This window comes from Bacteroidota bacterium (genome assembly GCA_017303975.1).
Taxonomy (GTDB): Bacteria; Bacteroidota; Bacteroidia; order JAFLBG01; family JAFLBG01; genus JAFLBG01.
This window is the reverse complement of record JAFLBG010000009.1, coordinates 75,182-97,134: the sequence shown is the minus strand read 5'-3', so window position 1 is coordinate 97,134 and position 21,953 is coordinate 75,182. Positions and strand designations below refer to the sequence as shown.

Here is a 21,953-nt window from a genome sequence, read left to right as displayed (position 1 = left end):
CTATTCTTCCTTCTGATTTTTTCTAATTTCTTCCAACTCTTCTTTCGTTATGTCTAGTCGAACGTTTTTTTGTTTTCCTAAGTTAAAGGTATCTCTGCTTTCTACCATACCATTCATTTTATAATATGTCCAAACCCCATGTTTTACAGCATGTTTGTGCGTTCCTTGCGCACTTGGTTGTCCGTTGGGAAAATAATAAACAGTCTTGCCCTCTAAAAATCCATTGTTATAGGTGCCTTCGCATTTAATTGTTCCTTCTTCAAAATATTGTTTCCATTCGCCTACCTGAACATCGTTTTCGTAATTTTTTATTTCCGCAACTTGCCCTGTTTTGTAATATTCCTTACATGTGCCGTTCTTTTTACCATTTAAGTATTGCTCTTGTGAAAGCAAAAGCTCGTTTTCGTCATAGATATTCCAAACGCTATCTCGTTTTTGGTTTGTGTATTTTCCTTTGGCCATTTTTTTGCCATTTTCGTGAAACATTTCTACATACGCATTTTTACCATTGTTAAAATAATTCATCTTCATTTTTGGCTTACCTGTTTCGTAGTAATAAGTAAACAATCCTGTTGGAATATTGTTGTTGAAGGCACCTTCGAAATGTGGCTTGCCTTCTTTCGTTTTTACATTCCAATAGCCTTGCTTTAAACCTTTTGCGTCAGTTGTGTTTTGTGCTTTATGTATTGGAGAAAAAAAGCTGCATACAAATAGCAATGCTACCAACTTTTTTAAATGGGACTTGTTATGCGTATTCATACCACAAATTTAGCAACAATTATACCAATACCCTAAAAGTGGGAGTTACATGATTTTGTCTTCAATTGCTTCAATCTTTTCTTCGGAAAAACTTCCATTGGTGGTATATACAATTTTCCCTTCTTTGTCTAACAGGAAGATGTAGGGCGTATCTTTTTGAGTCATTTTAAGTTCATTTTTATACGGCTCTATATCTCCTTTATAAAATAAGACATACGAATGTATTTGTTTGTCAACCTCTTTTTTCATGCGCTTTTCGGCAAGGTTTGCTGTTGCCATATTTACACTGCTAAACATGGGTACAAAGAATAAATTAATGTCATATTCAGAGTCAAACATGCCGGTTTTTACAATAAACTTGTTGTAAATTGGATTTAACCAAGTGCTTAAGTCGTTCTCGGCATCGCTGGAATAGGCCATTGCTATTAGCGTATATTTGTTTTTCGTGTTATCTGGAATAGTTACTTTTTTCTCTTCCAGTGTTTGTCCGGTTGTGGTTGGAAAAAGTTTGCCAATAGGTTGACTTTTTAGAAATAGATTTGCAACCAAAAATATGGATACAGCAAGAAATTTATTCATAGTAAAGAGTGTTTTGCGATTTTCTTTAAAAATTATAATTATAAATTGATGCTAATATATAGCTATTAAAATATTATAATTGTAACAACGTTAGTATTGTACCAATTGGTATGCAAAGAATAATATTTTTTTTAGTTTCTCTCCTCATTTTAGCTTCTGTTTCTTGCCGAAAGGATAGAATAATTGAAGACTCTTCTGCTATGCTTAGTTTTAGCGAGGAATCAATATTATTTGATACCGTTTTTACCACACTTGGTTCTACTACAAAAAGATTTAAAGTTTATAACAATCACAATCAATCAATACGAGTTTCTAATATACGCTTAGGTTCAGGAATAACATCCTCTTTTAGAATGAATGTTGATGGAATATCCGCAGTAAATATTGGAGAGGTTATTATTCCCAAGAAGGATAGTATTTATGTGTTTGTAGAAGTAACTGTAAATCCTACCAATCAGAATAATCCTTTGGTAATAAGAGATTCTATTACATTTGAAACAAATGGAAACACGCAACATGTGCTGCTAGAAGCGTGGGGGCAGGATGCGTATTATCATAAACCAACGGTATTTCCTGCCAATGGATTTCCTCCATATTCTGTTTTTGATTGCAACGATGTGTGGACAAATGATAAGCCACATGTAATTTATGGCTATGCCGTTGTTGATTCTAGCTGTACATTAACTATAATGCCGGGTACACGTGTGCATCTGTATAAAAATGCAGTTTTGTGGGTGTACAAAGATGGCACGTTGAATGTAGCAGGTGCTAAGGGTAATGAAGTAAAGTTTTCAGGAACACGGCTAGAGCCGAGTTATGATAATGTGCCCGGACAGTGGGGGAGAATCTGGTTTTCTGCGCTTAGCAAGAATAATAGCATAGATTGGGCTATAATTAAAAATGGTGCTATTGGTTTGCATGTGGATACCTTTCCAAATACACTTGCGCCAACTTTGCACATTAAGAATACAATAGTAAAAAACATGAGTTCATTTTGTATTCTTGGGCAAGGTGCAAAAATACGTGCGTACAATAGTGTGTTTGCCGATGCAGGCGAATATGTTGCTGCGCTTACCATTGGTGGTGCGTATGGTTTTTACCATTGTACATTTGCCAGTTATAATACATCTCGAACAAATCCATTGTTGCTCGTTAAAAATTGGTACGAAGATGTTTTTAAAGTAAAGCATGTTAGAGGCATTGATAGTGCGTATTTTGGCAATTGCATTGTGTACGGAAGCACGGCCAATGAAATTAAGTTAGATTCTTTGCCGGGTAAATTTTACTACAAATTCGACCATTGTTTGTTGAAGACTGATATCAATACTTCTAGTGCATATCATTTTAAGAATAATGTTCTGAATCAAGAGCCTTACTTTGGTGATGTTGGCAATGTAAGCATGGGAATAAATTCGAATTCCGCAGCACGGAATATTGGCGACTTGCAAATAGGAACTAATTACCCGGTTGATTTTAACACCAATTCGCGTATTGCAGATGGAATGCCTGATGCAGGGGCGTTTGAATATCAGTAGATTGGTGTGGGTTTTAGTTAAATTCACTTACCTTTTCCAACAGCCATTTCTTTTCTAAAATATTCTTCTCGTTTTCAATTTCCAATTTTAGTTTTTGAATATGTTTCGGTTCAAAATCCTTGTAACGAAAGCGGTTTAGGCGGGTAACAAATTTTATAAAATTCAAATAATTGGTACGGTGGTAGCCTAGTTTTTTCTTAGTGCCAATAAACATTTTAAAACTTTGCAAGAGCGATTCAAGCGGCATGATTTCCTTAAGTTCGAAGTAAGCTCTAGCCTGTAAGGCTCTTGCACTAAGCGATACAAACAAATCGGTATGGTCTATATTCGCCAAACATTTTATGCATTTTTTATATTCAACAGTAGCAAAATAATAACTTGCCAAACTAAAGTTGTATGTGTTTTTTTTCGAATCGTTGGGAAGGAAGGGCTCAAATTCATCAATAAAAGAACGTGTCCAATCGTATTCTTTTAGACGTAACCCTGCCGAAGCAATGTTTTTATAGGAGCTTGGGGAAAATGAGTTTTCTTTATGCTTTCTAAATAGTTCCAGCTCTAGCTTATATAGATCGAATAACTCTCTAACATAATTCGAGTGTCCCAAATTAGCTTGTTTGATGCAGTAGTTTTTGCTTAGATTGTAAATTGCAAAAAACTCTTCGCTGTCTAGTTTTTTATAGTTTTTAAAGAGTAGCTTTTTATATGATGCAAAAAGAGAATAGTCTTCGGATGTTGAGTTAAGTAATTGAAGAATACTAACATAAAATTGTACTAAAATATTTTTTGCAATGCCTGAATTTGTAAGATAGGGTAGTATTTCATCAATAAAACGTATTTGGTATTCTGTTTTTGAAATGGTTTGGTAGCTGATGGCTTCGCAGTATATTTTTAGTTTATTAATAATATAGTGTAAGTCCAAACTATCTGAGATAACCTGTAGATTTGGCTCTTTTGAACGATTACTCTGTTTATATAAATAGCTTTTATATAAATCTTGGTTTAAGTATTCGAATAGAAACGTATCGATTTCGGTACTATCTACAATTTTTTCGTTCTTGAGTTGAAGCTTAAGAAAGTGCTCGGTATGCCAGTTGTAGTTGTTTTTGGCTAACGAGCGCAACAACGTATGATTAAACAAGTTTGTGTTTTCTGCAAGCTCGCAATACGATAAATAATGATAAATGGCTTTGTTTAGTTTAGAAAATAATTGTCTTATCACAATGTCACGATAGGGCTTTTGAGGGAATAGCTGTTTGAATAAAATATGTTTCTCTATTTTTTTTTCATCGAAATTAGGATATGTTCCTATAATATGTTTCGTGAATCGTATAAATGAATTGTTGTCTTCTGTGGCTAAGACAAATCGATTAAAAAGGATTATTCTTTCTTTTGTAAACGATTTTAAAATTGGTATCGAAGAATTTTCTTGCATATAATTTAAATAACATTTATAAAAATAATGATATTTTAAATATTTGATAAACAATATATTATAATTATATTGTTTGCTAATATAATTTTTGTAAATGTAACAATAGTAATATTAATTTATTGTTGTAAAGTGTTTCTTATACGAAGTTTGTAGTGTGATAAGAAGTAAAAATTACAATAACTAATAAATAGAGAATTATGAAAACAAGAAGATTACCCCAAAAGCTAATGTTTGCGATAGCGGCTTGGCTTTGTTTAGTGAAACTAAATGCACAAAATGTGTTTATTCCAGATCCTAATTTTAAAACCTACCTACAAACAAATTATGCAAGTTGTATGGTGGGACCCAATAATGATTCGTTGAATACACAGTGCGGTCCAGTATTAACGGATACTATATTAGATGTAACGGCTCTAAATATTTCAGATTTAACTGGAGTGCAATATTTCACATCTTTAATACAGTTATCGTGCGATAGTAATCAGCTTTCTAGTTTACCATCATTACCCCCAACTTTAAAATATCTTAAGTGTGGGTGGAATCAACTTACTAATTTGCCGACACTGCCTTCTTCCTTGTTAAACTTACAGTGCTTTTATAATCAACTTACAAGCATTCCTTCTCTTCCATTATCTTTAATAAGCCTTTACTGCCAAAAGAATCAGCTTTCTAATTTGCCATCATTACCCTCTGCATTATGGTCATTAAGTTGTTCCGATAATCAACTTACCGTTTTGCCCTCACTCCCCTCTGGATTATACTATCTAGAATGTTCGAGCAATCAACTTTCCTCTTTACCTACATTGCCAAATTCGCTGAACACACTAGACTGTGCCAACAATTTACTAACTAGCTTGCCATCACTTCCAGCATCATTATTGGCTTTACACTGTTCGAATAATCAACTTATCAGTTTGCCAACACTCCCCAATTCACTAAGTTACTTAAACTGTGCGAGCAACCCCATTGCCTGTTTACCTATTTTACCCTCGGTATTAGGTAGCAATGGCTACACTATACCTTTAAGTATTAGCTGTATTCCTAATCAACCTGTTCAGCCTATTTTTCAGGGTAGTGTTGTTGTTAGTTTGCCTATTTGCACTCCGGCAAACAATGCATGTACTTATGCTAATATAAGTGGTTTAGCTTTCCACGATACCAACTCTAATTGTCAGTACGATAACGGAGAATTATTACTAAAAAATAGAATTATTGAATTGCAAAAAGGCGCATCTACATTTTATGCAACCACTGATAGCAATGGATATTACTATTCAAATATTGATACCGGTGTTTATAATGTATCTCATGTAAACAACCAATTTTATAATGGAGCTATATGCTCCGGTATTCCTTATACAGTAATCGTTACAAGCCTAAACAACTCTATTTCAAACATTGATTTCCCTGTTCAAGTAGATAGTTGTAACTACTTAAGTGTAGACATTGCAACTGTGCGCCAACGTGTAGGGATTACAACAAACCAATATTACGTAAACTATTGCAACAATGGTGTTTCAGCCGTAAGCAATGCATACATTGAAATTACTTTCGCTCCAGAAGTATTCCCACTTAGTAGTACATTGCCATGGAGTGGAGTTAATAATGCCACACACACCTACACATTTACAATTGGAACTATCAATGCGATGGATTGTGGCACATTTATAATTACCGATTCGGTAGATGTAAATGGAGTTTTAAACCAAGCTGTATGCGCTACTGCTACCATATTCCCAATAGATACTGCTTGCTACCAAGCCAGCAGCAATTGGAGTAAGGCATTTTTAAAAGTAAATGGAAACTGCAACGGAACAAGTATCGACTTTCAAATTGAAAACATTGGTACTGGCAATATGGGAGGCGGTAAGCAGTTTAGGGTTTATGAAGATGACTTATTGGTGATGAACCCCAATATGCCTGCACTTAATTCTTTAGCCGTATTTAACTACTCAGTAGCGGTTACCGGCAAAACGTACCGTTTAGAAGTTGATCAAGAGCCTGGAGCTCCCGGAAATAGCCGTCCTCGTGCTATTGTGGAATTGTGCGGTGGTACTAATCCTTCCACAGGCCATGTAACGAGCGTTTCTCCTGACGATTGGGATGCGTATGTTGAAACATCGTGTATTCAATTGGTAAACTCATACGATCCAAACGATAAGAAAGTAATGCCCGCTGGATTTACCAGCAACAATTATGTCTACAACAATGATGAATTAGAATACACAATTCAATTCCAAAATACCGGTAATGATACAGCTTATATAGTTACTTTGTCTGATAGTATTGATGTGGCTCATTTAGACATCAAAACAATCGAACCCGGTGTAAGCAGCCATCCTTACCAAATGCAGTTGTGGGGCGCAAATGAAGTAATCTTCAAGTTCAATAACATCAACCTATTGCCTGCAAGTGTGGATAGTATCAAAAGTCAAGGGTTTGTGAAGTTTAAAATAAAACAACAACCTAACAACCCTGTAGGTACTGACATTGATAACAAAGCGTATATCTACTTCGATTACAACACACCTATCATTACCAATGTTGCCAATGTAGAAATCTACAAAGACCCAATATTGTTAGGTGTTAGCAAGCATTACAACAACACTAGCAATGTAAACTTATATCCTAATCCATTTACAAATGAGTTGAACGTAAGTGTTGGAGGGCAATACAAACAAACACGCTTTGAATTGTACGATATTGTTGGTAAACAATTATTATCGCAAACAGGAGGCAACTTGCAAAAAGTAAACATACAACAAGCGCTTATCAGTGGCGTATATATTTACAAAGTGTACGGAGATGAAGAATTAATAAGCTCCGGAAAAGTAATTGCGAAATAATAAGTAGCATATACAAAACGAGAGCAGCCCGAATAACTCGGGCTGCTCTCGTTTTGTTATAAGTTGTGGCTAAATTCTATTCAGCTTTTTTAGTTGCTTTTTTTGCAGTAGCTTTTTTTGGTGCGGCTTTCTTTTCTTCCGCTTTAGGTGCAGCTTTTTTAGCAGCAGGTTTGCTAACTACTGTTTTTTTCTTTTTACGTGGACGACTAACTCCATAAGACCCTTTAAAGATTTTTCCTTTTTTAGATTTTTTATCTCCTTTTCCCATAGTAATTTTTTTTATGTTTATATATTGTTTCGATAAAAGTAAAAATAAAAATTTAATAATACATGTCTAATATAACTAACGGTACAACTAAAAATCCTTTTAACACATTAGTCATTGTTGCATCGCTAGGTTATTTTGTAGATATATATGACTTAGTCTTGTTTAATGTGGTAAAAAAAGCGAGTCTGGAATACCTACAGCTTGGCGGATCGGCATACGAAAAAAATGAAATTTTACTTTTCAATTGGCAAATGATAGGTATGATGATTGGCGGAATTTTATGGGGAATTTTGGGAGATAAAAAAGGAAGATTGTCTGTTTTGTTCGGATCTATTTTATTGTATTCGGCCGCTAATATTATAAATGCATTTGTACCAGTTGGCGATTTAACAACGTATTCCATTGTTCGATTTGTTGCAGGAGTGGGATTAGCAGGAGAGCTGGGAGCCGGAATTACCCTTGTGGTAGAAACCATGAGCAAAGAACACCGAGGCTACGGAACCATGATTATTGTTACGTTTGGAGCTCTAGGTGCAGTATTCGCTTCTGTAGTGGGTAAGGAAGGCGAAGTTGTAGCACGTTGTTTAAATGAAGTGTTGGGCACTACATTTGTGGGTTGGCAAACAGCTTATTTAGTAGGAGGGATGTTGGGATTACTATTGTTGATACTTAGAGTAGGAACGTTAGAATCTGGTATGTATAAAGCAATAGAGGCAAGTACAGTTGTTTTAAAAGGAAATTTTTTCATGTTGTTTTCTGATAGAAAAATATTTAAAAAGTATTTAAGTTGTGTTTTAATTGGCCTTCCAATATGGTATATCATTGGAATTTTAATTGCTTTATCGGTTAGTATAACTAAGCAAATTGGAATAGAAAATGTAGTAACTGGCACCGCAATTATGTATGCCTACATTGGTCTGTCTTTTGGCGATTTGGTAAGTGGCTTGCTTAGTCAATGGTTTAAAACACGAAAAAAAGTAGTGGTGGGTTACCTAATTGCCTCTTCACTTTTAATTGTTTTGTTTTTATTTCCCCTTACTAAATCTACCGTTTGGTTTTATTTCATGTGTTTTTTATTGGGAACTGCAACCGGCTACTGGGCATTATTTGTAACAATTGCGTCCGAACAATTTGGCACAAATATCCGTTCTACTGTAACCAATACGGTACCTAATTTTGTAAGAGGAGCTGTTGTGCCAATTACATTGCTCTATAAATTTTTAGAAACTTTGTTTGGTGATGGGAATGGAAAAGTATATAGTGCGCTCTGTGTGGGCGTTTTGTGTATTGTATTGGCTATGTACGCTATACTTTCTGTGAAAGAAACGTTTAGCGATGATTTAAATTTCGTAGAAAAATAGAAAACAAAAACATGTCAAAAAAAACATTGGTTGTTGGTGCATCCGAAAATCCGGAGCGGTATTCTAACAAAGCTATTCGTAAGCTACTAGAGTACAATCATCCGGTAGTAGCTTATGGCCTTAAAAAAGGCGAAGTACAGGGTGTGTCAATAACAGATAGCCAAGAAGTATTTCCGGAAATAGATACTGTAACAATGTATGTAGGTGCAAAAAATCAGCCGCCTTTGTACAACTATATTTTAAGCTTAAACCCCAAACGCATTATATTTAATCCGGGAGCAGAGAATGCGGAATTCGAGAAAATGGCGCAAGAAAGTGGGATTGAAGTGGATAATGCATGTACGCTAGTAATGCTGTCTGTGGGGACTTATTAATATAAAAAAAAGAGTCCCGAACTACTTAGTAGTTCGGGACTCTTTTTTTTATATTCCAAAATTAGTTTTTAGTATAAGTACCTCTAGCTACAATGTTAGATGAACCAACTACTTCTCTATAATCAATTGTCAATACAATAGAAGAACCAGTTGTTACAGTACTTGTTGTAGGAACATTTGCATCACTAAATTGTCTTGATGCAGATGGGTTACCACAAACTACAGTTTGAGTAGAAACAGATATCGTTCCGTTAGCATTAATCATGAAACTTGCGGTTCCGTTTACATAATTACCAAATTTTGTACAAGAAACAACACGATTTTGAGTGCTTGAAGCGGAAATTACTTCAGAGTAATTTGTTGAAGTACCTGCTGGATAAGGAGCAACGTCAACTACACTATAATTACCTGCGTATGTATTCGCCTCATTATAAACAATAACAGTTCTTGTTTCTTCAGCCGTATTTCCTGCTTGGTCAGTAGCTTTGTATGTCAATGTGTATGTTCCTGCCAAATCTTTGTTTACACTTCCTGTAACTTCAATAAGCGTAGAGATATCTCCATCTTCGTCATCGCTGGCAGTTGCTCCTGCATCGGTGTAGGTAGTATTTAAAACGTGGTTAACGCTTGCATCACCTTTAAGGGTAATTACCGGAGCTGTTGTGTCCTCTTTTTTACAAGAAACTGCAAACAATACGCCTGCTAATGCAATAATAGAAAGGATTTTTACTTTTTTCATAATTACTTTTTTTAGTTTTTATTTAAAATTTAACCGTGGTGTGGGAGGGTTTCGAACCCCCGACACAAGGATTTTCAGTCCTTTGCTCTACCAACTGAGCTACCGCACCATACCTTAACGGGCGACAAATGTAACACTATTTTCCGATTTTTAAAATTATTTCTGCCAATTATTAATTTCCAATAAATTCAAACTAGATAGCAGGAACCACACTTTAAAGTTTATTTTTGTGCCTGCAAAAACAAACCAACTTGAATTTAACACTAGATATAGGTAATACACGCATCAAAGCCGGTATATTTGATGGTAGTATTTTAAAGGAATCGTTTGTTATTGCTAAGTATGCCGATTTACCTGCAGTAATTAAAAAATATCCAATCAAGCAAATTGGAGTGTCTTCTGTTGTCAATTCCCAAGAGTTTAAATCTAACGTTCCCAGCTCTATACCAGTTTTGGAGTTTGACTATACAACTAAAATCCCACTTAAAAATTTATACCAAACTAAAGTAACGTTAGGTAACGATAGGTTGGTGGCTTCTATCGGTGCGTATAGCATATTTCCAAATTCAAATACTCTTGTCATAGATGCCGGAACATGCATCAAATATAACTTTACAAATACTAGAAACGAGTATTTGGGAGGTGCAATTTCTCCCGGACTTAATATAAGATTAAGAGCCTTACATACTTTTACAGATAAACTTCCGTTAATTGAAAGTGATTTTAATTTTTCAACATTGATAGGAACAAATACCCCAGATTCCATTTTGTCGGGAGTTATGACCGCTAGTGCGCTGGAAGTAAAAGGCTTTATTGAAATGTATAATGATCAATTCGAAAATGTAAAAGTCGTGCTTACTGGAGGCGATGCTCCATTTTTTGAGAAACAATTAAAAAACAACATCTTTGCAGATGCAAATCTAATTTTAAAAGGACTTAACACTATTCTGTTGTATAATGAAAGTAATCGCTAAACAAATTTTTGTACTAACAATTATTCTTTGTTCTACACAACTATTTTCCCAAACTAGCACCAATTCCCCTTATTCTCGTTACGGCTTGGGCGAAATAAACACGTGGGGTGTTAATCAGAATTTTGCCATGGCAGGTTTAAGTGCAGCTATTCAGAACGACTCGTTAGGTCCGTATTTTATAAATCCATTTAATCCTGCATCGTATAGCTCAATTAGAAGAACCACCATAGAGGCAGCAGGTAATAACAAAAGATTGATGTTGAAATCATCAACAGGTAGCAGCAAAAAAAATATTCCGGGTATTGGATACGTTGCATTTGCTTTTCCAATTACCAAATGGTGGGGATTAGCTGCCGGGCTAATGCCATACAGCAATGTTGGATACAAAATTTCCGATACAAAGGCTGTTAGCGGATATTACCCGGTAGAGTACATTTACGAAGGAAATGGGGGGCTGACTAAAGTTTTTCTTGGAAATGGATTTAAGATTAAGCAGCTATCGGTTGGCTTTAATGCATCTTTATTGTTTGGCGAAATTGATAATACCCGAAAAGTTAAGTTGCCAAACGATTCCAATGCATTAAGTTTGAAAACAGCCTCCGTAACTAAAATAAGTGATGTTGTTTTGAATTATGGTTTACAATATACATTCAATGTAGGCAAAATGGGCAGAAATTCATCTAGAGAGAATGCCAAAATAATATTCGGTGTTGCGGGCAATTTGCAATCATCTGTTTCTGCAAAGAATGACGTAGTTAGCAACACATTTATCTATAACGCATTAAACGTTGAATCCGCACAAGACACCTTGGAAAATTTTACTAATAGGAAAGGTGCTGTAAAGCTTCCGATGTCAATAAACACCGGAGTTACACTCGTTAAGGGTACAGGATTTTCACTAGGTGTTGAGTATGGTATAGAAACATGGCAAAACTACCGCTTCTTTGATGAGGTAAATCAACTTAAGCAAGCAAATCATTTTAGAATTGGTACGCAATTTTTGCCAAAAGGCAATACCGATTTGTCGAAAAACTTTCTCTCCAGAGTGTACTATAGAGCCGGCTTTAGGTACAGCCAATTGCCACTTGTAGTGAAAAATACACAAATAACAGAAATGGCTGTTAGCGCAGGATTTGCAATACCTGTTGCGCGAATCAGACAATTACAGCAAGGTTCGTTTGTAAATATTGGTGTTGAGGTTGGGCAAACTGGAACAACGAAGAATAATTTGATACAAGAAAAATTTGTAAAAGTATCTGTTGGTATTACATTGAATGACCGTTGGTTCATAAAACCAAAAATAAATTAACGTGCGCTCAGTTTATTTTTTATTTATTGGAATACTAGTACTTCTGTTTTTTTCTGCTTGTCAAAACGATATTAAGGATGTTGAACAAGTTACGGTAAACAAGATTTTTCCAACCGAAAGCAGTACCAACGTTATCTTATTTCATACTGATTCTGCTAAACCAAAATTAAGACTCGAGAGCCCTCAAGTAGATCATTTTTCAGGCAAAAAGCCCTATATAGAAATGCCCAAAGGTGTTAAACTCGAATTTTATGAAACAGATGGTAAAGTAAAAACCCGACTTACCTGTGGATACGCCATTAGACGAGAGCTGGAAAGGACAATGGAAGCCAAACAGAATGTAGTAGTAATAAACGAAAAGGGCGAACAATTAAATACCGAATATTTAATTTGGGACGAGAGTAAAGAAATAATATCTACTAACGAATTTGTTAAAATAACAACAGAAGAAGAGGTAATTTTTGGAGATGGTCTAGAGGCTACCGAAGATTTTAGCAGATATAAAATTTTAAACATAAAAGGCACAATCAACCTAAAAGACAGCACGCTTAATTAATTTAAACTGGAGCTATATATGATAAAAATGTTGAAAATACTCGAAAAAATTTGGATTGGAATAGGAGCTGTAAGCTTAGCAATTGCTATCTACTCTTTTTTTATTACTAAAGATTCTAACCAATCGGTTTATTTTTTGGTGCTTGCCGTTATTTCCGGACTTATGTTTTATGCGCGCAACAGAAGACGTAAATCAATAGAAAAGCAAATGGCGGAGTCTAATCAACAAAAAAACTAAAACTTTAGCAGTAGATTTTTGTGAATTTTATAAAAATGACTAGGTTTGTTGCCCTAAAGAAATTAAATACAACAATATGAGCGTTTTAGCAAAAATAAGAAATAAAGCAGGTCTTTTAGTCGCAATAATAGGTATTGCTCTCTTTTCATTCGTAGTGGGCGATTTGCTTAACTCAGGTACCAGTTTTTTTGCGTCTGAACGTGATGTAATTGGCAAAATTGGCGACAAGAAAATCAAAATAACAGAGTTTGGTGCACTGTACGAAAACCGTTTAAGACAACAACAGGAGCGTAGTGGAGAGGCTGTTTTAGAAGAGCCTGTAAAGGAAATGATTCAAAAACAAACGTGGGATAACTTGTTGAATGATGTTATCATGAAAAAAGAATTTGAACGCGTTGGTGTTATTGTTGGTGATGATGAGTTGTCAAACATGCTAATAGGCTCCAACCCACATCCATACGTGGCACAAGCATTTACAAACCAACAAACAGGCCAAATTTTTGAAGGATATTCTTTACCCGATGGCAGACTGAATCCTTCTAAAGTTGCCGAATTTATTCAAGGTGCAAACCAAGAACAATTGGATAAATTCATTAAGCCTATGGAGCAAAGCCTGCGCGAGGCTCGTTTAACTGAAAAGTACAACAATCTTATTAAAAAAGGATTTTATGTTACAACAGCCGAAGCAAAGCGAGATTATGTAGAAGATAATAAAATTTATACTGCCAAGTATGTAATAAAAAGATATTCGTATATGGCAGACTCTGCAGTAAAAGTTACCGATGCTGATATTAAAAAATATTACAACGAGCACAAAAATGAATTTAAGGCGAAGGAAACTACACGCAAAATTGACTATGTTGTTTTTGAAGCATTTGCATCAAGTGAAGACACTGCTGCAATATTCGAAGAGTTGAAAAAATTAACAGTCGATTTTAAAGAGAACAAAACAGCAAAAGATGACTCGCTTTTTGTAGTTAGAGAGTCGGACTCTAAATTTTTTGACGAAAGCTATCACAAGCAAGGAACACTTCCTTTAAATATCGATTCGATTATGTTCGCTGCCGAAAAAGGTACTATTCTTGGACCTTATATAGAGGGCAACCAAATAAAGTTGGCTAAACTAATCGACTCAAAAGTAGCTCCCGATTCTGTTAAGGCAAGACATATTTTGGTAAAAATAAACGGAACAGATACACTTAGAGCTAAGAATAGAATTGATAGTTTGAAAAGTGTAGTGTCGGCCAAGAATTTCGAAGAACTTGCAAAAAAATTTAGTGAAGATCCCGGATCTGGTGAAAAAGGAGGGGATTTAGGTTGGTTTACAGAAGGCGCAATGGTAAAAGCCTTTAACGATGCATGTTTTAATGGTAAAAAAGGAGATATAGTTGTTGTGCAGTCAGATTTTGGATATCATTTGATTGAGATACTTGATAAAGGGGCTGAAGCAAGGAAAGTACAAGTTGCAACAATTGATAGGGCAATTACTCCAAGTAGTAATACATTGCAACAATACTATCGTAAAGCAAATGAGTTTGGTGGAAAATACAACACTCCAGAGCTTTTCGAAAAAGGAATTGCCGAAAATAAATTGGATAAACGTATTGCGGATAATATAAAAGAAAACGATAAAACTATTTCAGGTTTAGATTCTCCTCGAGAACTTATAAGATGGATGTATGAAGCAGATCAAGGAAATATTTCATCTGTATTCGAATTAGGAACCAAGTATATCGTAGCTCACTTAGTAGAAGTAAAAGAGAAAGGCATTTTACCGCTAGAACTTGTTCAAGAACAAGTTAAGCAAGGCGCTATTCAAGATAAAAAAGCGGAGCAGTTTATTGAGAAGTTTAATACTGTATTAGCACAAGAAAAATCAATCGAGAATATCGCGATAAAAATGGAGGAACAAGTCCTGCAAGCAGAAAACATTAAGTTTACACTTAATTCATTGCCAGGATTAGGAAGAGAAGGTAAGTTTATTGGATCTGTTGCGTCATTAAAACCTAAAACTATTTCTCAACCAATAAAAGGAAAAGCTGGAGTATATGTTTTAGTAGTTGATGAAGTAAAAGAACCTGCTGCAATTACTGACTACAAAGGAATAAAAAACAAAATGATTGGAAGCGTTACTGGTAGAGTAGATTATGAAGTATTCGAAGCTTTGAAATCAAACGTAGATATTGTTGATAATAGATCTAAATTCTACTAGTAGAAAATAACTAGTTACTGATAAAATCATAAAAAAAGGCTGCCAGTTTTGGTAGCCTTTTTTTATTTAAGGTTGGTTTTCAATTGTGATTAGTTCTTCTTACTATAAGCAGTTATCATTTTTGATATATTCTTTTCGTATTTCATTTTGAATTCGTTTTCCAAACTGGTGGCGTATTTGTTGTATGTAGCAAACGAAATAAAAAATCCATTTCTGTCTTCCATAATTTTTTTGCCTGTTTTTTTATAACGCAAACTATCTTCAAAATTTGTTTCGTTTAGCTTACTAATTATACTTAAATAGATACTATCTTTTTTATCATTCAAAACGGTTGTATTTGTTTGCCATTTGTTGTTCGTATAAAAGGATTCTAATGTTTTGTATTCCTTATGCATGAAGGTGTTAAATATGTCTTCATCATTTTTCTGATTCATGTAGCTTTGGTATTCTTTAGTGTTTTTTCCGAAATAAAATTGCAAAAATTTTGTAGCTCCTTCTCGCCCTATAAATTCAGCCAAACTTTCGCTAAGCTCATCATTGTTTTTTAGGTAAATGGTTCCATGTACCATCTCATGAATTAACAATTCCGCTAAAGCGTCTTCACTTTTTTTAATCATATTCGGCAAAATTGGGTCGGTAAACCAGCCCAAAGTACTCCATCCACCTGCCATAGCTACGTGTACATCATAGCCATCTCGAATAAGTTCTTTCTTTAATTGCATTGTTTTTTCTTTGTCGAAGAAACCTTTGTATGGCACTTTCCCAATTACTGGGAACCACCATTCTTTTGCTTTTAATTCATGCGGCTCGCTTGCCATTACCATATAAACAGTAGTTATGCTGCTATCATTGCAATAAGTAGAATAGTTTTTTGTGGGCTTTAGTCCAAGGCTATCTATCGCAAATTGTTTAATTTGTTGTGCTAGCAGAAGTTTTTCTTTAGTTGCTGCAGGAACGCTATAATCTGCAAAAAAAACTTCTAGTGGTTCTGCTTTTTTTAAAATCAAAAATTGATGATAACCTTGGTTAAGTATGTAAGAAATAGAGTTCGAAAAAATCAAAAAAAACAGAATGAGAAGAATAGGTAAAAATTCTCTCAATAATGCAATTATTCTGTTTTTTTTCTTGCTCAAAACTTAAATATTAATTTGTATATTCAAACCTTATTATTGTTTGTTTTCTTTCTAATTTAATGTTTAGAATTTAGAAATTTCGTATTTATACTAAATTATGGCTCAAGTTGAGATGAAAATGCCCAAAATGGGCGAAAGTGTTGCCGAGGCAACCATTACTAAATGGCTTAAAAACGAAGGCGATAAAGTTAATGCCGAAGATTCTATATTAGAGATTGCTACAGATAAAGTAGATTCCGAGGTTCCTTCCCCCTCTGGAGGTATATTAATAAAACGTTTATTTAACGAAGGTGATGTAATAAAAGTAGGTTCTGTAATTGCAATTATTTCAAACGATGCAGCAGATGCAACTCCTGTTAAAGCTGAAGCCCCCAAAGAAAATAAAGCAGCAGAGGCTGTAACATCTATTGCCGTTCCGTTAGAATTCGAAGTAGTAAAGCAGTCCACTTCCGGTAAATTTTATTCTCCTTTGGTACGAAACATCGCAAAGCAAGAAGGAGTTAGCCTGCAAGAGTTAGATGCTATAAAAGGTACAGGTCAAGAAGGGCGAGTTACAAAAAACGATATACTTAATTATTTGCCAACAAGAGGAAAGTCTCCTGCTGCAGTTCCTGCGCCTAAGTTGGTTGCTACTACTAATACTGCATCGGAAGTAAGTAGTAGTTCTTCTCAACCAATAAATAAACCGGCAATAAGCGTTGGTGGCGAAGACGAAATAATTGAAATGGACAGAATGCGTAAGATTATTGCCGATCACATGGTAATGTCTAAGCATGTTTCTCCGCACGTTACTTCGTACGTAGAGGCTGATGTTACAGGTATGGTAACTTGGCGAGATAAAGTAAAAAAAGATTTTGAAAAACGTGAAAAAGAAAAAATAACATTCACACCGCTTTTTATTGAAGCTGTTGTACGCGCCATTAAAGATTTCCCAATGGTAAATGTTTCTGTGGACGGAACAAAAATTATTAAACGTGGTCATATAAATATTGGTATGGCTACAGCGTTGCCTTCCGGTAATTTGATTGTACCTGTTATAAAGGATGCCGATCAAAAAAATGTACTAGGACTTACTAAATCTGTAAACGACTTGGCTAACAGAGCCCGTAACAATAAGTTACAGCCAGATGAAATACAGGGAGGTACCTTTACCATCACAAATGTGGGTTCTTTTGGAAATGTAATGGGTACGCCAATTATAAATCAACCTCAGGTGGCAATTTTAGCGGTTGGAGCCATCCGCAAAAAACCTGCTGTTATTGAAACCCCACTGGGAGATACAATTGGGATAAGACATATGATGTTTTTATCGCTGTCTTACGACCACCGCGTTGTGGATGGTTCATTAGGTGGAAGCTTTTTGCGTAGAATAGCAGATTACCTGGAACAGTTCGATCCGAATCGTACAGTATAATTTGGCAAAATTATTGTTATATATATTTAAAATAGTGTAGATGCATTTTAGTAAATATTTTTTTGTTGCTTTATTTGTTTTAGCATTAGTTAGTTTTGCTTCTGCTCAAACTATTGATAGTAAGAAGGAATTTGATGAGGCGGAACTGTTATTTAATTTAGAGAATTACGAAAAAGCGCTGTCTCATTATTTAAAAGTAGATTCCTTGCGAAAGAATAACCCTAGCATAAACTATAAAATAGGAATTTGTTATTTAAAGTCGGCAATACAAAAGGAAAAGGCAATTAAATTTTTGGAGCTTGCTGCACAACAAGCTTCTGCAAAGTATCAAGGTGTGTATTTGGATAATTCAGCTCCTTTAGATGCGCATTTCTATTTAGGATTGGCATACCACATAAATTACCAATTTGACGATGCTGTTTCTTCTTTAGAAAAATACAAAAATTTAGTTGGCAAAACAGATGGACTTAAATTGAAAGAAATTGATAGTAGAATTCAGCAAGCAAAAAATGGCAAAGAGTTGGTTGCCATTCCTATCCCAATTAAAGTAGAAAATATTGGCAGAACAATTAATTCGTCTGCAGATGATTATAGTCCAGTTTTTAATGCAGATGAGTCTATGTTGATATACACATCCAGAAGATCTGGCTCTACAGGTAATAAAGTAGATAAAAGCGGAAAGTACCACGAAGATATTTATGTAAGCTATAAAACAAATGATGGTTGGAGTACACCACTAAGTATAGGCTCTCGAATCAACTCAGATGGAAATGAAGCTACCGTTGCGCTGTCTGCAGACGGTCAAAAATTAATTATTTACAAAGACGATAATGGCGATGGAAACTTATACACCTGTAACTTAGAAGGCAATACTTGGTCGACACCCAAAAAAATGAATGATTTTATTAATTCGCCCTATTGGGAGTCAAGTGCTAGTATTTCTGCCGATGGAAATGTCCTTTATTTTAGCAGCAACAGACCCGGAGGGTTAGGTGGCAAAGATATTTATCGTTCAAAGAAGTTACCTAACGGAGAATGGGGGCGACCAACAAATCTTGGTGCTGCCGTAAACACAGCAGAAGACGATGATGCACCATTTATTCATCCTGATGGGTTTACACTGTTTTATAGTTCAAAAGGGCATAAGACAATTGGTGGATACGATATCTTTTTTACATCAGCAATATCTGATACTGGAGGTTGGGCGGAATCATTTAATATGGGTTATCCTGTAAACACAACTGAGGATGACTTATTCTTTGTGCCAACAGTTGGAAACAATAGAGCATATTATGCTAGTTATAAAAAGGATGGAATGGGCGAAAAAGATATTTATATGATAACATTTACAGGAGCCAAAGAAATTCCACTTACAGTATATAAAGGCATGGTAACAGATGCTACAGGAAAAGTTCCTGATGGATTGGTTATATCTATTAGTGATACTAAAACAAACGATATTGTTGGAGATTATACTCCAAACTCCAGTACCGGAAAATATTTGTTTATTTTAACTCCAGGTAATTCCTATCAAATTTCATACTTGATAAATGGGGATGAGGTTTTATCCGAAACGCTAAAAGTAGAGGAGAGCACATCCTATTCTATTTTGAACAAAGCGATAGACCTTAAGCCAGTAGTGCTTTCTGTAAAAAAATAATACAATAAAATTGTTTGGTCTGAGTTTCGCGTTTTATTGACAGGCTCTGTTATCTTACAATAAACATGGAGTAACTTAAAATTAAATCACTTTGTTTCATTTATTTTTCTATATTTAAGCGATTTTTTTAAATTTGCCGACTGTGATTCAAACTACAACATTAAATATTAATACTTTATCGATGAGAAAAAGTACCATTCTTCAAGTTTTTACAACATTCATAATCATTGTAATAGCAATTACTACAGGATTTTCGCAAGATAAAAACGAAAAAAAACTTTCTAGTAAAGCAGATAGATACTTTATTAATTCTCAGTATGGTAAAGCCATTGATGCTTATACAGAGCTTTTGAAGCTAAATCCGACTAATTTCGATTACAATTACAAGAAAGGAATTTCACTTTATTTCTCAAACAAAGCGTCTGATATATTAAAAGCATCCCCTTATTTTGAGGCCGCTTATGCTAATATGGGCAAAGATACAACCCCGGAAATATATTACTATTTGGGTCAAACATTACAAATTGCAGGCAAATTTGACGAAGCAATAAAGTATTACGAAATTCTTAAAGCTTATACAGGAAATAGTCAAAGTAACATTAAAGATGTAGAGGAAATAGATAATTATATCAAACAATGTAATTATGCTAAACAGTTTATAAAAATGCCCGTTCCTGTTAAGATTACCAACATGGGACCAAACATCAATACAGAATACAGGGACTACGCTCCTGTTATTTCCGGAGATGAATCTAGGCTAATTTTTACATCAAAAAGAAAAGGAAGTACCGGAGGAAGAATAGCTGATGATGGAAGATATTTCGAAGATATTTTTATTTCTAAAAGAACAAACAAAACAACTAAAGATTGGACTATTTCATCTAAGTTGGATACGAACAACGCACTTAATTTTTTTCAACTTTGGTTCAATAAAGCAGAAAATATTGGTAAGGGTATAAATTCGTCCGACCATGATGCTTCTATTGCTTTAAGCCCCGATGGCAAAACTTTGTACATGTATAAATTAAATGATATATGGCAATCTACTTATGATGGTAAAAAATGGTCTAAGCCGAATAGATTAAATGGAAATGTTAATTCTAAGCAATACCATGAACCAAGCGTAAGCCAATCTGCAGACGGAAAAACATTGTATGTAGTGAGTGAACGTAAAGGTGGTTTAGGCGGAAAAGATATTTATAAATCTGTAAAAGATGAAGAAGGCGAATGGGGGCCACTTGAAAATTTAGGTCCTGAGATTAATACTCGTTTTGATGAAGATGGTCCATTTATACATCCTGATGGAAAAACATTGTTCTTCTCTTCTGAGGGGTGGAACAGTATGGGAGGCTTCGATATTTTTAAATCTACATTAGAGAATGGAAAATGGACAACACCAATTAATATTGGATATCCAATTAATACATCTGCCGATGATATCTTTTTTGTGATGAATGAAAAAGGAGATAGAGCTTATTATGCAACGATTGTAAAAGATGACAACTATGGAGATTTAGATATTTACATGGTTAGTCCGCAAGATGTTCCTAATTTAAGCTCCAACCTTCTTGCCTACGTAGGGGTTGATTCTGCTACATTAGCAAAAACGTTAATATCTACCGGTATTGTTATCCCTGGAATAGACGATGGTACAGGTAAGAAAGTAAGATTAATGTCTTTAACTAAAAATAATAACCAACCATTTGACGCAAAATTGAAAATCGCAAACATAAATATTAATCCTGATAACAATGAGTACATCTCTCAAATGTCTACAGGTAATAATATTATTGGTTTAACACCGGGAGAGAGTTACAATATGTCTATAGAAAGAGCGGGCTATCCATCACATTCAATTGATTTTTATGTCCCTAAGAATTCTTCTACTAGAAGGTATTATCAGGAAATTGTATTTGAAGATATTAAAGATGATTCTGGCAATATTATTGGTCAAAAAACCACTGTATATAATGGATTGTTTAATATAGATAGCATGGTGGTTGCAGATGCTAACCTATCTGCTCTTTCGAAAGAAGAAGCGTATGCCGCTGTAATCAGAAAATTAGACCCAGAGAACTCAGGTCAAAATCTCAAAATTTATTCGTTTACTGATTATACACAAGTTGTGGCAGCCACAACAAATACAAACACTGCAACCCAGTCTGTAGAGGGGTGCATAGAAAACTTGCCAACATACAATCCTGTTTTATTTGACTTTAATCAATCTGTAATTAAAGGTGATGGTGCAAGACAAATGGAAGAGATTTACACCTTGTTATCTAAACATGATTGTTTAAATCTTGAAATTACCGGACATACCGATTCAAAAGGTACGGACCAATATAACTTGTCATTATCACAACGTAGATCTTCTGCCGCCAAGAAATACTTTGTTGATAAAGGTATAGCGTCTAAGCGTATTAAAACAGTTGGAAAAGGAGAGTCACAACCTATTGCTGCTAACGAAAATCCTGATAAAACAGATAATCCGGATGGCAGACAGTTAAACAGAAGAGTTGAGTTTAAATTTATTCCTGTAAAGAAATCGAAGTAATATATATCCCC

The 21,953-nt window shown here is 34.8% G+C and carries 18 protein-coding genes and 1 tRNA gene; 12 read left to right on the top strand and 7 right to left on the bottom strand.

Features of this window, described 5'->3' with window-relative positions; genetic code table 11:
* Entirely contained in the window at positions 1-759 is a 759-nt protein-coding gene (locus tag J0M08_05300; GenBank protein ID MBN8702456.1) for a toxin-antitoxin system YwqK family antitoxin, read from the bottom strand.
* A 45-nt stretch (positions 760-804) separates the two neighbouring features.
* Positions 805-1,338 (bottom strand): hypothetical protein, encoded by a 534-nt coding sequence (locus J0M08_05295; GenBank protein ID MBN8702455.1) that lies wholly within the window; start codon positions 1,336-1,338, stop codon positions 805-807.
* Positions 1,339-1,448: 110 nt separating this feature from the next.
* Here J0M08_05295 and J0M08_05290 point away from each other — a divergent pair, with 110 nt between their 5' ends.
* Entirely contained in the window at positions 1,449-2,873 is a 1,425-nt protein-coding gene (locus J0M08_05290; protein ID MBN8702454.1) for a hypothetical protein, read from the top strand.
* Positions 2,874-2,886: 13 nt separating this feature from the next.
* Here the strand turns inward: J0M08_05290 and J0M08_05285 are convergent, their stop codons facing one another.
* The gene (locus J0M08_05285) at positions 2,887-4,305 is read right to left on the bottom strand and encodes a hypothetical protein (GenBank protein MBN8702453.1); all 1,419 of its coding nucleotides are present in this window, start codon (positions 4,303-4,305) and stop codon (positions 2,887-2,889) included.
* A 197-nt stretch (positions 4,306-4,502) separates the two neighbouring features.
* Between J0M08_05285 and J0M08_05280 the strand changes: the two genes are divergently transcribed.
* A complete protein-coding gene (locus J0M08_05280) occupies positions 4,503-7,151 on the top strand; it encodes a T9SS type A sorting domain-containing protein (protein MBN8702452.1) in 2,649 nt (882 codons plus the stop codon).
* 76 nt (positions 7,152-7,227) lie between these two features.
* Here J0M08_05280 and J0M08_05275 read toward each other — a convergent pair whose 3' ends face one another.
* On the bottom strand, positions 7,228-7,419 hold the full coding sequence (locus tag J0M08_05275; GenBank protein ID MBN8702451.1) for a 30S ribosomal protein THX: 192 nt from the start codon (positions 7,417-7,419) through the stop codon (positions 7,228-7,230).
* A gap of 62 nt (positions 7,420-7,481) precedes the next feature.
* Here J0M08_05275 and J0M08_05270 point away from each other — a divergent pair, with 62 nt between their 5' ends.
* Entirely contained in the window at positions 7,482-8,780 is a 1,299-nt protein-coding gene (locus tag J0M08_05270) for an MFS transporter (protein ID MBN8702450.1), read from the top strand.
* A gap of 11 nt (positions 8,781-8,791) precedes the next feature.
* Positions 8,792-9,154: a CoA-binding protein gene (locus J0M08_05265; protein MBN8702449.1), complete on the top strand. Its 363-nt coding sequence runs from the start codon at positions 8,792-8,794 to the stop codon at positions 9,152-9,154.
* Positions 9,155-9,215: 61 nt separating this feature from the next.
* Here J0M08_05265 and J0M08_05260 read toward each other — a convergent pair whose 3' ends face one another.
* A complete protein-coding gene (locus J0M08_05260) occupies positions 9,216-9,893 on the bottom strand; it encodes a DUF5011 domain-containing protein (GenBank protein MBN8702448.1) in 678 nt (225 codons plus the stop codon).
* Between the two features lie 36 nt (positions 9,894-9,929).
* A tRNA-Phe gene (locus J0M08_05255) sits at positions 9,930-10,002 on the bottom strand.
* Positions 10,003-10,144: 142 nt separating this feature from the next.
* Here J0M08_05255 and J0M08_05250 point away from each other — a divergent pair.
* The 5 genes from J0M08_05250 to J0M08_05230 all read left to right on the top strand — a co-directional run bounded on the left by J0M08_05250 (position 10,145) and on the right by J0M08_05230 (position 15,181).
* On the top strand, positions 10,145-10,867 hold the full coding sequence (locus tag J0M08_05250; GenBank protein ID MBN8702447.1) for a type III pantothenate kinase: 723 nt from the start codon (positions 10,145-10,147) through the stop codon (positions 10,865-10,867).
* Complete coding sequence (locus J0M08_05245; protein ID MBN8702446.1) at positions 10,851-12,176, top strand: hypothetical protein; 1,326 nt, start codon at positions 10,851-10,853, stop codon at positions 12,174-12,176. The genes J0M08_05250 and J0M08_05245 overlap by 17 nt, the downstream gene beginning before the upstream one ends.
* Position 12,177: 1 nt before the next feature.
* Complete coding sequence (gene lptC, locus J0M08_05240; protein MBN8702445.1) at positions 12,178-12,732, top strand: LPS export ABC transporter periplasmic protein LptC; 555 nt, start codon at positions 12,178-12,180, stop codon at positions 12,730-12,732.
* Between the two features lie 27 nt (positions 12,733-12,759).
* Entirely contained in the window at positions 12,760-12,969 is a 210-nt protein-coding gene (locus tag J0M08_05235) for a hypothetical protein (GenBank protein ID MBN8702444.1), read from the top strand.
* Between the two features lie 76 nt (positions 12,970-13,045).
* Complete coding sequence (locus tag J0M08_05230; GenBank protein MBN8702443.1) at positions 13,046-15,181, top strand: peptidylprolyl isomerase; 2,136 nt, start codon at positions 13,046-13,048, stop codon at positions 15,179-15,181.
* Between the two features lie 89 nt (positions 15,182-15,270).
* On the opposite strand, the gene J0M08_05225 is transcribed toward J0M08_05230, so the two are convergent.
* Positions 15,271-16,314 (bottom strand): aminopeptidase, encoded by a 1,044-nt coding sequence (locus tag J0M08_05225; GenBank protein MBN8702442.1) that lies wholly within the window; start codon positions 16,312-16,314, stop codon positions 15,271-15,273.
* A 97-nt stretch (positions 16,315-16,411) separates the two neighbouring features.
* Between J0M08_05225 and J0M08_05220 the strand changes: the two genes are divergently transcribed.
* From J0M08_05220 to J0M08_05210, 3 genes are all read left to right on the top strand, one after another.
* Positions 16,412-17,728 carry a 2-oxo acid dehydrogenase subunit E2 gene (locus J0M08_05220; protein MBN8702441.1) on the top strand — a complete coding sequence of 439 codons (1,317 nt, stop codon included), beginning with the start codon at positions 16,412-16,414 and terminating at the stop codon, positions 17,726-17,728.
* A 40-nt stretch (positions 17,729-17,768) separates the two neighbouring features.
* Positions 17,769-19,388 (top strand): PD40 domain-containing protein, encoded by a 1,620-nt coding sequence (locus J0M08_05215; protein MBN8702440.1) that lies wholly within the window; start codon positions 17,769-17,771, stop codon positions 19,386-19,388.
* A 181-nt stretch (positions 19,389-19,569) separates the two neighbouring features.
* Entirely contained in the window at positions 19,570-21,942 is a 2,373-nt protein-coding gene (locus tag J0M08_05210) for a PD40 domain-containing protein (protein MBN8702439.1), read from the top strand.
* The last annotated feature ends 11 nt before the right edge of the window (positions 21,943-21,953 follow it).

What these genes read in the sequence shown, in the direction of transcription:
- J0M08_05300 (MBN8702456.1), bottom strand. Translation starts at nt 759, where the DNA reads ATGAATACGCATAACAAGTCCCATTTAAAAAAGTTGGTAGCATTGCTA.
- J0M08_05295 (MBN8702455.1), bottom strand. Translation starts at nt 1,338, where the DNA reads ATGAATAAATTTCTTGCTGTATCCATATTTTTGGTTGCAAATCTATTT.
- J0M08_05290 (MBN8702454.1), top strand. Translation starts at nt 1,449, where the DNA reads ATGCAAAGAATAATATTTTTTTTAGTTTCTCTCCTCATTTTAGCTTCT.
- J0M08_05285 (MBN8702453.1), bottom strand. Translation starts at nt 4,305, where the DNA reads ATGCAAGAAAATTCTTCGATACCAATTTTAAAATCGTTTACAAAAGAA.
- J0M08_05280 (MBN8702452.1), top strand. Translation starts at nt 4,503, where the DNA reads ATGAAAACAAGAAGATTACCCCAAAAGCTAATGTTTGCGATAGCGGCT.
- J0M08_05275 (MBN8702451.1), bottom strand. Translation starts at nt 7,419, where the DNA reads ATGGGAAAAGGAGATAAAAAATCTAAAAAAGGAAAAATCTTTAAAGGG.
- J0M08_05270 (MBN8702450.1), top strand. Translation starts at nt 7,482, where the DNA reads ATGTCTAATATAACTAACGGTACAACTAAAAATCCTTTTAACACATTA.
- J0M08_05265 (MBN8702449.1), top strand. Translation starts at nt 8,792, where the DNA reads ATGTCAAAAAAAACATTGGTTGTTGGTGCATCCGAAAATCCGGAGCGG.
- J0M08_05260 (MBN8702448.1), bottom strand. Translation starts at nt 9,893, where the DNA reads ATGAAAAAAGTAAAAATCCTTTCTATTATTGCATTAGCAGGCGTATTG.
- J0M08_05245 (MBN8702446.1), top strand. Translation starts at nt 10,851, where the DNA reads ATGAAAGTAATCGCTAAACAAATTTTTGTACTAACAATTATTCTTTGT.
- J0M08_05235 (MBN8702444.1), top strand. Translation starts at nt 12,760, where the DNA reads ATGTTGAAAATACTCGAAAAAATTTGGATTGGAATAGGAGCTGTAAGC.
- J0M08_05230 (MBN8702443.1), top strand. Translation starts at nt 13,046, where the DNA reads ATGAGCGTTTTAGCAAAAATAAGAAATAAAGCAGGTCTTTTAGTCGCA.
- J0M08_05220 (MBN8702441.1), top strand. Translation starts at nt 16,412, where the DNA reads ATGGCTCAAGTTGAGATGAAAATGCCCAAAATGGGCGAAAGTGTTGCC.
- J0M08_05215 (MBN8702440.1), top strand. Translation starts at nt 17,769, where the DNA reads ATGCATTTTAGTAAATATTTTTTTGTTGCTTTATTTGTTTTAGCATTA.
- J0M08_05210 (MBN8702439.1), top strand. Translation starts at nt 19,570, where the DNA reads ATGAGAAAAAGTACCATTCTTCAAGTTTTTACAACATTCATAATCATT.